Raw genomic sequence first — 10,844 nt, 5'->3', positions numbered from 1 at the left:
GGGCCGGCGCACCCGCATCATGGTCACGCTGCCGTCGGAGGCCGCCACCGATGCCGGCTTCGTCGCGGCACTGGCCGGCAAGGGCATGGATATCGCGCGCATCAACTGTGCCCACGACAATGCCGATGCGTGGGCCGCAATGGCCGCCAACGTGCGCGCCGCCGCCGAGGCTGCCGGCCGTTCCATTGCCGTGCTGATGGACATTGCCGGCCCGAAGATCCGCACCGAGGCCGTCGAGGCACCGAAGAAGGAGAAGCTGAAGCCCGGCGACCGTCTGCGGCTGGTAGCCACCGGCGCACCGCGCACCTGCGAGAAGGCGCGTTTCTCCGCCGCCGTGTCGCTGCCGGAAATGGTGACCCGCCTGCGCCCCGGCGACCGGCTGCGCTATGACGACGGCAAGCTGGAAGGCATCGTTGAAAGCGCGGCCGGCGGCGAAGCGATGATCGTGGTGACCGCGGCGAAGGCCGGCGGCACGAAACTGAAGCCGGAAAAGGGCATCAACCTGCCCGACACGGCGCTGGGCCTTTCGCCGCTGACCGCCAAGGACGAAACCGATCTGGCGGCGGTGATCAGTCTGGCCGACCTCATCGGCTATTCCTTCGTCAGCCATGCCGACGACATCGACCTGCTGGATGCCGCGCTCTCGCGTCAGGGCGCGCGCGAACGCCCGCTGGGCCTCGTGGCCAAGATCGAGCGCCCGGAGGCCGTGACCAACCTGCCCGCCCTGATGGCCCGCGCCAGCGGCAGCCGTCCGTTCGGCGTGATGATCGCCCGCGGCGACCTGGCCGCCGAGATCGGCTTCGAGCGTCTGGCAGAAATGCAGGAGGAAATCCTGTGGCTGTGCGAGGCGGCCTCCGTGCCGGCGATCTGGGCCACCCAGGTGCTGGAAGATCTGGTGAAGGACGGCGTGCCGAGCCGCGGCGAGATGACCGATGCCGCCATGGCCAGCCGCGCCGAATGCGTGATGCTGAACAAGGGTCCGGCGGTGACCACCGCCGTCGGCCTGCTCGATCACCTGCTGGCGCGAATGGACGAGCACGCCTTCAAGAAGACGGCCCAGCTCAGGGCGCTGCGGAGCTGGTGAGCGCGCGCCCGCCACGGGCCTGACGGACACAGAAAAGGCCGGTCCTGCGGCAACAGGACCGGCCTTTTTTCTGTGCGCGGCTTTTCGGCAAAGGCCACGGGCGGCAAAAGCGGGGCCGCGGCCTCAGGCCTTCGCCTTTGCCCGCGTGCCCTCGATGTTCGGCAGCAGCACGGTGAGAATGCCGATGGCCGGCAGCCACGCGCACAGGCCATAGACGAACTCGATGGAGGTGTGGTCGGCCAGCTGGCCCAGCGCCGCCGCGCCGATGCCGCCAAGGCCGAACGACAGGCCGAAGAACAGGCCGGCGATCATGCCCACCTTGCCCGGCACCAGCTCCTGCGCGAACACGATGATGGCGGAGAAGGCCGAGGCGAGAATGAAGCCGATCACCACCGACAGCACCGCCGTCCAGAACAGGCTGGCATAGGGCAGCGCCAGCGAGAACGGCAGCACGCCGAGAATGGAAAACCAGATTACCCGCTTGCGGCCGATGCGATCGCCGATCGGCCCGCCGATCACCGTGCCCGCCGCCACCGCGCCGAGGAAGATGAACAGGTAGATCTGCGATTCCTCCACCGACACATGGAACCGGTCGATGAGATAGAACGTGTAGTAGCTGGAAAGGCTCGCCATGTAGATGAACTTGGAGAACACCAGCAGCACCAGCACGCAGATCGACATCACCACCACGCGATGCGGCAGCGGCTCGTGCGCGGCACCGCGCCGGCGATAAGCCTTCATGCGGTTGAGGCCGTGGTGGCGATACCAGCGGCCGACGATCGACAGCACGATGATGGCAACCATGGCGGCGAGCGAGAACCACGCCACGCTGCCCTGCCCGCGCGGCACCACGATGAAGGCGGCCAGCAGCGGCCCGATGGCGGTGCCGAAATTGCCGCCGACCTGAAACACCGCCTGCGCGAGCCCCGGCTGACGACCGGCCGCCATGCGCGCCACCCGCGAGGATTCCGGGTGGAACACCGCCGAACCAAAGCCGATGAGGCAGGCCCCGAGCAGGATGGAATGAAAGCTCGTGGCCTGCGAGATCAGCAGAAGGCCGATGAGCGTGGAGCCCATGCCCGCCGCCAGCGAAAACGGCATCGGCTTCTTGTCCGCAAACAGGCCGATGGCCGGCTGCAGCAGCGAGGCCGTCATCTGGAACGCAAAGGTGATCAGCCCGATCTGGCCGAAATCCAGCCCGTAGCTTTGCTTGAAGATGGGATAAAGCGAAGACAGCAGCGACTGCATCATGTCGTTGAGCATGTGGCAGAAGCTGATGGCGAACAGAATGGCGAACACCGTGCCCTCGGCCGCGCGCTCGTTCTGCGCATCGACATTGGCCACGGCGCCGCCGGCATCACTCAGGGCTGCGTCCCGCATCGTCACTCGCCCGGAAGCCGTGCGCAGGCCGGCCCGCGGCACCGCGGCCGCGGCCGGCGGCGCCGGCATCCTCTCGTTATTGTACGTGCGCATCCTTGCCGCCGGCAGCCATGGCTTGGCAAGCGAAAAAATGTGCTCTCTGCACGGTTTCGCCGCGCCGCCGCTCAGGGACGGAACAGCGGCGCGGCATCCGGGGTGTAGCGGCCGACCTTGTCGGGATCGAGCGTCACCCCCAGCCCCGGCCCGTCGGGCACCGTCAGCCGGCCCTCGTCATCGAGGCGGAAGGGTTCCGCCAGCAGGCCGTCGACATAGGCGCTGCCGCCGATGAACTCCACCAGACCGACATTGGGCAGCGCCGAGGCCAGCTGCAGGTCGGCCGCCACGCCCAGCGCCGTGTTCCAGCCGTGGCCGACATAGCGCACGCCGAAATCCTGCGCCATCCATGCGATGCGGCGCTGCTCGCTGAGGCCGCCGACCTTTGTGGCATCGGGCTGCACGATGTCGAACGCCCGGCGCGACAGGAACGGCAGGAACGACTGGCGCCGCGTCAGCACCTCGCCACCGGCAACCGGCACCGGGCTTGCCGCGCGCAGGGCGCAGAAATCGTCGAGGGCATCGGGCACGAGGGCCTCCTCGAACCAGCCGACATCGTAGTCCTTCAGCATTTCGGCGGTGTTCAGCGCCCATTTCAGCCCGTTAGGCCAGAAGGCATCGCTGGCGCCGGCATCGACGAACAGTTTGCAATCCGGGCCGATGGCCTCGCGCGCCGCCCGCACGATGGCTTCGTCGTGCCGCCGGTCGTCACGCCGGCCGAACGGCCCCCAGCCGATCTTGAAGGCGCGGAAGCCGCGGGCGCGGTAGGCGGCCATCACGGCGCCCATCTGCGCGGGCTCCTCCATCAGCAGCGAGCAGTAGGGCATCACCTGCCGGGTGTGGATGCCGCCCAGCAGGCGGCCGACGGGCTGGCCCGTCGCCTGCCCGAGAATGTCCCACAGCGCGATATCGATGCCGCTGATGGTGTGGGTCAGCGAGCCGCCGCGGCCCATCCAGAAGGTGTTCTGGTGCAGCTTCTCGCTCACCCGCTCCGGCTCAAGCGCGTTCTCGCCCTGCCACAGCGGCTCCAGCACCTTCAGCGCCGCCGCCACCAGCCGGGCATCGGTGAACACCGAGCCGTGGCCGGTGATGCCCTCCTCGGTGTGCACCGCGATGAGGGCATGGATGGAATCCTCCGGCGCGATCTCGGCCGACCAGCCCCCTTTGGGGCTTTCGCCGGCCAGCGGCACGGAACGGATGGAACGGATAGTCAGCTTCGACGGCATGGAGGCACCCCGGCCCGGCACCGGCCGCCGGACGGCGGCCCTCGCGCGGTGTTCAGATGGAACTGGTTTTCAGGCAGATCGTCTTGAGGCAGATCGCGGGACGACGTCAGAACGTGGCGGAAACGCCGCCGTCCACCAGCAGGATCTGGCCCGTGACATAGCGGGCATCGTCGCTGCACAGGAAGAAGGCGGGGCCGGCGATATCGTCCGGCAGACCGGCGCGCCGCAGCGGAATGCGGCCATATTTCAGATAGATATCGCGGAACCAGTCGGTCTCGTGCTCGTGCCCGGAACCGTCGGGCAACTGCGCCATATCGGTGTCGATGAAGCCCGGCGCCAGCGCGTTGACGACGATGCCGTCGTCGGCCAGATCGCAGGCGAGCGAGCGTGTGAAATTGACGATCGCGCCCTTGGCGGTGGCATAGGCGAGGCTGTCGCGGGCGCCGCGCATGCCCTGAATGGACGCGATGTTGAGGATGCGCCGCCCCTGCCCGCCCCGGCGGACCAGCGGCAGCAGCGCCAGCGTGACGCGGATGGCGCCATCCTGATTGATGTCGATCACCCGGCGATAGGTCTCGAAGGTCATGGCATCGACGCTGAGGGCATCGAGAATGGCGGCATTGTTGACGAGGATCTCGCAGCGCCCGAACCGCGCCTCCACCGCCGCCGCAAGGGCGGCGACGGATGCGGCATCGGCGATATCCACACGCACGGCCAGCGCGCCGCCGCCAAGTCCGGCGGCCACCTGCGCGGCACCGGCCGCATCGATATCGGCCACCACCACATGGGCGCCCTCGGCCGCCAGCCGCGCGGCGATGCCGCGGCCGATGCCGCGCGCCGCACCGGTGACAACCGCCACCCGGCCTTCAAGCCGGCGGGCGGCGGGCATGGGGCTCTGCGTTCCGGTCGTCATTGATCTTCTCCACGGCTGTCCGGCTTCAGGCGCAGGGCGACAACCACCGCAAGGCCGATGGAAGCCGCCAGCACGACAGTGACAAGGGCGTTGATTTCGGGGGTGAAGCCGACGCGCATCATGCCCCACAGCCGCAGCGGCAGGGTGGTGGCATCGCCGGCCAGAAAGACGGTGACGAGGGTTTCGTCGAACGACACGGTCAGCGCCAGCAGCGCGCCGGTGGCCACGGCCGAGCGCAATTGCGGCCACACCACATGACGAAAGGTCTGCAGCCGCGTGGCGCCGAGATCGGCAGAGGCCTCCACCAGAGATTTCGGCAGCGCCCTCAGCCGCGTCAGCACCAGCCGGTAAAGCACCGCCAGCACCAGCGCGGTGTGGCCGATAACCACCGTGGCCAGCCCGCGCGACAGGCCGAGCCGGTCCAGAAAGATCAGCAGCGACAGGCCGGTGACGATGGGCGGCATGAGAAAGGGCAGGTACACCACGATCTCGATGAAGCGGCGGCCGATGGCCCCCTGCCATTCCACATAGAGCGCCATGACCACGGCCAGCACCGTCGCGGCGGCAACCGACAGCACCCCGACGAGGGCGCTGGCCCGCACCGCCGCCATGACCGAGGCGTTGCCCGGCAGGGCGCGATACCAGTCGAAGCCCGCCGCCTGCCAGTGCAGGCCCGCCTGATCGTAAGGCACGACGGAGAACAGGGCAGAGATCAGAACCGGCGCATAGAGCACGGTCAGCGTTACCGCCGCCAGCACGGCAAGCAGCAGGTCGGTCAGGCGTTCGGCAGGCGATTTCAGCATGGCTCACACCCTCTGCCGGCCGGCTGCCCAGCCGCCGGCGATGATGACGGCGAGCGCGACCACGAACAGGATCACCCCCAGCGCGGCGCCGAACGGCCAGTTGAAGGCAAGCCCGAACTGCGACCAGATCACCCGCCCGAAGGTGAAGCCGGAAGGCCCGCCCACCATCTGCGGCGTCACGAAATCGCCCAGCGCCAGCACGAAGGCGAACAGCGCCCCGGCAACCGTGCCCGGCAGCGACAGCGGCAGCACCACATGGCGAAACGTGGTGGCGACCCCGGCGCCGAGGTCGGCGGAGGCGGCCAGCAGGCTGGCGGGAATGCGCTCCAGCGACAGGTACACGGGCAGGATAACGAACGGCAGGAAGATCACCGCCATGGTGATCAGGATCGCCGTGCGGTTATAGAGAAACAGCAGGCTCGGCGCCTCCAGCAGGCCGGACGCCACCAGCACCTGATTGAGCAGCCCGCTGAGGCCGAGGATCGAGCGCATCGTGTAGATCTTCACGATGTAGCTCATGAACAGCGGCAGCACGAACAGCAGCAGCAGGAAGGTGCGCAGCCGCCCCCGCCGCCGCCAGATGAAATAGGCCACCGGATAGCCGATCGCGATGCCGATGGCCGTCACCTCCGCCGCCAGCAGCAGCGTCATCAGAAAGGTGCGCCAGTAGGCCGGGCTGGAGAAGAACGCGCCATAGTTGGCAAGCGTCGCATCCGGCGTGATCGCGCCGTTCTGCACCCGCCAGAACGACAGCACGAAGAAGCTCGCCACCGGCAGCACGACGAGCAGCACCGGCCCGGCCGCCACCAGCGCGAACAGGCCAAGCCGCGCCGGACGGCCGAAACCGCCGCTCTCCGCGGCCGCGCGCGCGGCTGCGGTGGCGCCGGCAGCAACAGGCGGGGTCATGTCGCTCATGGCCGCGCCTTCCCGGCCGCAGCACCCGCCGGCGCCTCAACGCCCGCCATATCGTCCGGGCGGATGAAGGCCGTCACGGCCACCCCCTCGCCCAGCGCCTCAAGACCGGAAACGCTGGTCTGCTTGACGATGAGCGGAAGGCCCGCCGCCGTCTTCAGCCCGATATGGCTGACCGGGCCGGCAAAACGCACGCTCTCCACGGCAGCCGCGATGGCCACCGCCCCCTCAAGCGGCGTCAGGCTGATGCGCTCCGGGCGGATGGCGAGCGACAGCGCGCGTGCGCCGGGCGCGATGCCGGCCGGCAGCGCAGTCGTGAACAGCGGCGTTTCCAGCGCGCCGCCGGCGGTGACGATGGCCGGCAGATGGTTGTTGTCGCCGAAAAAGCGGGCGACGAACGGGGTCTGCGGGGCATAATAGATCTGCTTCGGCGTGCCGACCTGCTCGATACCGCCGGCCTCCATCACCACGATGCGGTCGGAAAGGGCAATGGCCTCGTCCTGATCGTGGGTGACGAACAGGAAGGTGGTGCCGATGCGGCGCTGCAGATCCTTCAGGAACACCTGCATCTGCTGGCGCAGCCCGGCGTCCAGCGCCGACAGCGGCTCGTCGAGCAGGATCAGCCGCGGCGCGCAGACGATGGCGCGCGCCAGCGCCACCCGCTGGCGCTGGCCGCCGGACAGCGCGGCCGGATAGCGCCCCGGCAGATGGCCGAGGCCCACGGTTTCCAGAGCCTCCGCCACGATGGCGGCGATCTCTTTCTTCGGCCGCCCCCGGATCATCAGCCCGTAGCCGACATTGTCCGCCACGCTCATGTGGGGAAAGAGGGCGTAGTCCTGAAACACCGTGTTGAACGGGCGCCGGTTGGTGGGCACCTTCGTCAGGTCCTGCCCGTCGAACAGGATGCGCCCGCCGCCCGGCTGCGTGAAGCCGCCGATGAGCCGCAGCAGCGTCGTCTTGCCCGAGCCGGACGGCCCCAGCAGGGTGAGAAACTCGCCGTCTGCAATCTCCAGCGACACCGGCCGCAGCACCGCGACGGAGCCGTAGGACTTGGAGACGGCATCCAGCACCAGCCCCATCGCTCAGGCCACCGTGTAGCGCCGCAGCGCATCGAAATCGAGTTCGACGCCAAGGCCCGGCCGGACCGGCAGCGGAATGGTGCCGTCCGGCCGCAGCGTCAGTTCCTCCTGCGCCAGTTCGCGGCGCAGCCGCTCCACACACAACTGCGGCGGCAGATATTCGACGAAGGCGCAGTGGCTGGTGACGAAGGCGAGATGGGCCGTGGCGGAAATGGAAATGCCGGTCTTCCAGCAGTGGGGCACGATGGGCATGCCGCGCTCGGCCGCCATGTCGCACACGATCTTCGCCTCGCCGATGCCGCCGACACGGCCGACATCGGGCTGGGCGACATGAACCTTGCCGATATCCATCAGCTCGCGGAACTCGAAGCGCGTGGCCAGCCACTCGCCGCAGGCGATCTTCATCGGCGCCTCAGCCGAGAGCTTCGCCATCTCCTCCACATTGTCGGACCAGATCGGCGTTTCAAGGAAGAACAGGTCGAACTCCGCCCAGTCGCGCACCACGTCGAGGCAGGTCTTCGCGTCCTCGAACAGATATTGCACGTCCACCATCAGCGTCATGTCGGGGCCGATGGCCTTGCGCACGGCGGCCACCACCTCGGTGTGGCGGTCATAGCTCTCGCACATGCCGTCGTGGGCATAGGGACCGTTCATGGTGACTTCGCTCTTCACCGCGCGGAACCCCAGCGCCCTGGCCTTCAGCGCCGATTCCACCAGCGCATCGCGATAGGCCTCGAAGCTCGACCCCGCCGGCTGCAGCGAGGCATAGGGTGTGATGAAATCCCGCGTGGCGCCGCCGAGCAGGGCATGCACCGGCTTGCCGACCGCCTTGCCGCACAGATCCCACAGCGCCATTTCCACCGCGCTCAGCGCGTGGATGACCACGCCGCGCCGCCCGTTCATAGCGGTGTGGGTGTAGATCTTCTGCCAGATCGCCCCGATCTCGAACGGATTGGCGCCGATCAGCAGATCGCGGATGGAAAGCCCCATGGTGTGGGTGCCGGGCGCCTCGATGGCCGCCTTCGCCATCCACGGATTGACATCGCACTCGCCCACGCCGGTAACGCCGCCATCGGTTTCGATCAGCACCACGCAGCTGTCCTGCGCGGACGACGTGAAGCCGGGGTCGTAATCGGGCGCGAGCAGCACGTGGCAGGTGATGCCGGTGATGGTGAGGGCGGGCGGCGCATGATCCAGCACCGGAGAAACGGTCTTCATGACAGGGCATCCATGGTGAAAGGCAGGGCGGCGCAGAGCCCGCGCCGCCCGGTGTGACAGTTGGCGCGCGCCCGTCGTCAGGCGGCCTTGACCTCGTTCCAGATCGCCACGCGCTTCTCGAAATTCTCCGGCGTCTCAAGGAACGTCAGCTTGTCGGCATAGGTGAAGCCGTTGCGCACGTTGGCCTGTTCGTCGGTGGTGTTGCCGTAGCTCTTCTTGTCGGAGAGGAAGGCGCCGACCTTGGGATCGAGGCAGGCATTGAGCCAGGCGAAGGCGAGATCCGGGTCGCGGGCGCCGGCCGAAACGGTCCAGCAGTCCAGCCAGCCGATGGCGCCTTCCTTCGGGATGGTGAAGGCCGCATCGACGCCCTTGGCCCTGAGGCCGGCCACCTGCGGCTCGCCCATGGAGAACATCGCCTTGATGTTCGACTGCGCGAAAATGCTCACGCCCTCGTCAAAGCCGGCATAGTAGGTGAGAAGCAGCGGCTTCTGCGCAATGAGCTTGGCCTTGACGGCCGCGAACTGCTCGTCGCTCAGATCGAACGGCGTCTTGATGCCCAGCACCATCGCGGCGAGCGTGATGTTGTTGTTGGCATCGTCCAGCGAAATCAGCCGCTGGGCATTGGCGGGGTCCCACATCACCTCCCAGCTTTCGGGCGTGGCGGCGAAGTCGGCCTTGTTATAGACGAGCGGCAGAGAGCCCCACGCGAACGGCACGCCATAGGTCTTGCCGTCGCGCATGATGCTCGGCACATGGCGGAACGCCGGCGACAGTCTGGCGGCGTTGGGGATTTTGGCCATGTCGAGCGGCCGGATCAGCCCGCCGTCGATATAGCGCCTGAAGCTGGACGTATCGAAAGCGACGACATCGAAATCGGCGCCCCGGCTGCCCTGCATCTTGGCGAACATTTCGTCCACCGAGCCGGTATAGACCACGCTGACGCGGGCGCCGTATTTCTCCTCGAAGGGCTTCACCCACTCCGGCTCGGCATAGCCCTCCCACGTCAGCACCCGCAGGTCCGGCGTGGCGGCCAGGCCGCGGCGGGCCAGAAAGGGCATCGCAAGGCCTGCCAGCCCCACGGCAAGAGCGGTGCGCCGGGTCACGGACGATCCGGACGCAGAGGCGGGTTCGCAGGCGGCAGCAGCCGCGCCGCGCGTGTGCACGTCGGTCATGGTGGCTCTCCCCTCAGGCGCATGCGTCCTGCCGCCCGTGAAAGCCACGGCCGGATCGTGCGCCGGTTCTGGACATCAGGCGACCGCCGGCGTTCCCCGCACCCCGCATGCAAGCGGAAGGCGGACGATATCGTCGGGCGGCAGGCGGACCGGCGCGACCGGGCAGAAAGCCCGGCCGGACTGGTCCGGTGGCGACCCGGCCCGGATGTCAGGGGGCCGGGATCAGGCGTGCGGATTGCCGCCGGCGCTGTCGGTCGCAAAGGTCCGCAGCCCGGCAACGTGACGATCTATTTCCGCATCGAGTTCGGCCTGCGTGCCGTCCGTCAGCACCTGCAGGTAAACGCGGTGCTCCTCGGTCACGCGGGTGAAATTCACGTCGCGGTAGGTCTCGATCGAAAACATGATGAGAACGTGCCGCGAGATGGCCGTCCACAACGTCATCAGCAGCGGGCTGCCGGCGACCGTGAACATGGTGTTGTGAAAGGCAAGGTCGGCGCGGTTGATGCCGAGCCAGCGGTCCTGCTCGTTGCCGGCCGCAGCCACGATATCGGCAATGCGCGCCTCGAAAACGGCGGCCAGAGAGGGGTCGGCGGCCAGCTTGTCGGCCACGATGCGCGCACACAGCCGCTCGATGGCGACGCGGGCGTTGTGCAGCTGCGTTGCCCACGCGGCATCGAAGGTGGCCACCTGCATGCCACGCCGGGCGGCGGGCACGATGATGCCCTGACTGGCCAGAATGCGCATCGCCTCGCGCACCGGCACGCGGCTGACGTTCAGCGCCTCGGCCAGTTCCGTCTCGATCAGCCGCTGGCCGGAGACGAGCCGGCGGGCGGCAATGGCATCGACGATGCGGTCGGCCACCACATCGGCCAGCGAGGCAATGGTGGCCACCGGCGCCAGCGGATCGGCCACCGCAACACCACCGCCCCCGCTCGCTCCCTCCGCCAGATGCATGACCCTGCCC

General features: G+C 68.3%; 10 protein-coding genes. 1 reads left to right on the top strand and 9 read right to left on the bottom strand.

Annotated elements, in window-relative coordinates:
* The coding region (locus tag V7067_RS10785) for a pyruvate kinase (protein ID WP_334175906.1) at positions 1 to 1,084 on the top strand (1,084 nt) is incomplete at its 5' end.
* 123 nt (positions 1,085 to 1,207) lie between these two features.
* Here the strand turns inward: V7067_RS10785 and V7067_RS10780 are convergent.
* The 9 genes from V7067_RS10780 to V7067_RS10740 all read right to left on the bottom strand — a co-directional run.
* Complete coding sequence (locus V7067_RS10780; protein ID WP_334175905.1) at positions 1,208 to 2,464, bottom strand: MFS transporter; 1,257 nt, start codon at positions 2,462 to 2,464, stop codon at positions 1,208 to 1,210.
* Positions 2,465 to 2,628: 164 nt separating this feature from the next.
* Positions 2,629 to 3,783, bottom strand: a complete 1,155-nt coding sequence (locus V7067_RS10775) for a mandelate racemase/muconate lactonizing enzyme family protein (RefSeq protein WP_334175904.1) — start codon at positions 3,781 to 3,783, stop codon at positions 2,629 to 2,631.
* 106 nt (positions 3,784 to 3,889) lie between these two features.
* Positions 3,890 to 4,696 carry an SDR family oxidoreductase gene (locus V7067_RS10770; protein ID WP_334175903.1) on the bottom strand — a complete coding sequence of 269 codons (807 nt, stop codon included), beginning with the start codon at positions 4,694 to 4,696 and terminating at the stop codon, positions 3,890 to 3,892.
* A complete protein-coding gene (locus V7067_RS10765) occupies positions 4,693 to 5,499 on the bottom strand; it encodes an ABC transporter permease (protein ID WP_334175902.1) in 807 nt (268 codons plus the stop codon). The genes V7067_RS10770 and V7067_RS10765 overlap by 4 nt, the downstream gene beginning before the upstream one ends.
* 3 nt (positions 5,500 to 5,502) lie before the next feature.
* Positions 5,503 to 6,414, bottom strand: a complete 912-nt coding sequence (locus V7067_RS10760; protein WP_334175901.1) for an ABC transporter permease — start codon at positions 6,412 to 6,414, stop codon at positions 5,503 to 5,505.
* Positions 6,411 to 7,490, bottom strand: coding sequence for an ABC transporter ATP-binding protein (locus V7067_RS10755; RefSeq protein ID WP_334175900.1), 1,080 nt, complete (start codon positions 7,488 to 7,490; stop codon positions 6,411 to 6,413). Before V7067_RS10755 ends, V7067_RS10760 begins: the two co-directional genes overlap by 4 nt.
* Positions 7,491 to 7,493: 3 nt before the next feature.
* On the bottom strand, positions 7,494 to 8,708 hold the full coding sequence (locus V7067_RS10750) for a mandelate racemase/muconate lactonizing enzyme family protein (protein WP_334175899.1): 1,215 nt from the start codon (positions 8,706 to 8,708) through the stop codon (positions 7,494 to 7,496).
* A 77-nt stretch (positions 8,709 to 8,785) separates the two neighbouring features.
* Positions 8,786 to 9,880, bottom strand: a complete 1,095-nt coding sequence (locus tag V7067_RS10745; RefSeq protein ID WP_334175898.1) for an extracellular solute-binding protein — start codon at positions 9,878 to 9,880, stop codon at positions 8,786 to 8,788.
* A 222-nt stretch (positions 9,881 to 10,102) separates the two neighbouring features.
* Positions 10,103 to 10,844 (bottom strand): GntR family transcriptional regulator (locus V7067_RS10740; RefSeq protein ID WP_334175897.1); only part of this gene is annotated, 742 nt, incomplete at its 5' end.

Origin of the sequence: Pseudoxanthobacter sp. (genome assembly GCF_036822375.1) — a bacterium.
Taxonomy (GTDB): Bacteria; Pseudomonadota; Alphaproteobacteria; order Rhizobiales; family Segnochrobactraceae; genus Pseudoxanthobacter.
The sequence above is the reverse complement of the archived record's forward strand: the minus strand, read 5'-3'. Positions and strand labels throughout refer to the sequence as shown.

Bases quoted from the DNA above. Each gene is read 5' to 3' on its own strand.
- V7067_RS10780 (WP_334175905.1), bottom strand. From the start codon at position 2,464: ATGCGGGACGCAGCCCTGAGTGATGCCGGCGGCGCCGTGGCCAATGTC.
- V7067_RS10775 (WP_334175904.1), bottom strand. From the start codon at position 3,783: ATGCCGTCGAAGCTGACTATCCGTTCCATCCGTTCCGTGCCGCTGGCC.
- V7067_RS10770 (WP_334175903.1), bottom strand. From the start codon at position 4,696: ATGACGACCGGAACGCAGAGCCCCATGCCCGCCGCCCGCCGGCTTGAA.
- V7067_RS10765 (WP_334175902.1), bottom strand. From the start codon at position 5,499: ATGCTGAAATCGCCTGCCGAACGCCTGACCGACCTGCTGCTTGCCGTG.
- V7067_RS10760 (WP_334175901.1), bottom strand. From the start codon at position 6,414: ATGAGCGACATGACCCCGCCTGTTGCTGCCGGCGCCACCGCAGCCGCG.
- V7067_RS10755 (WP_334175900.1), bottom strand. From the start codon at position 7,490: ATGGGGCTGGTGCTGGATGCCGTCTCCAAGTCCTACGGCTCCGTCGCG.
- V7067_RS10750 (WP_334175899.1), bottom strand. From the start codon at position 8,708: ATGAAGACCGTTTCTCCGGTGCTGGATCATGCGCCGCCCGCCCTCACC.
- V7067_RS10745 (WP_334175898.1), bottom strand. From the start codon at position 9,880: ATGACCGACGTGCACACGCGCGGCGCGGCTGCTGCCGCCTGCGAACCC.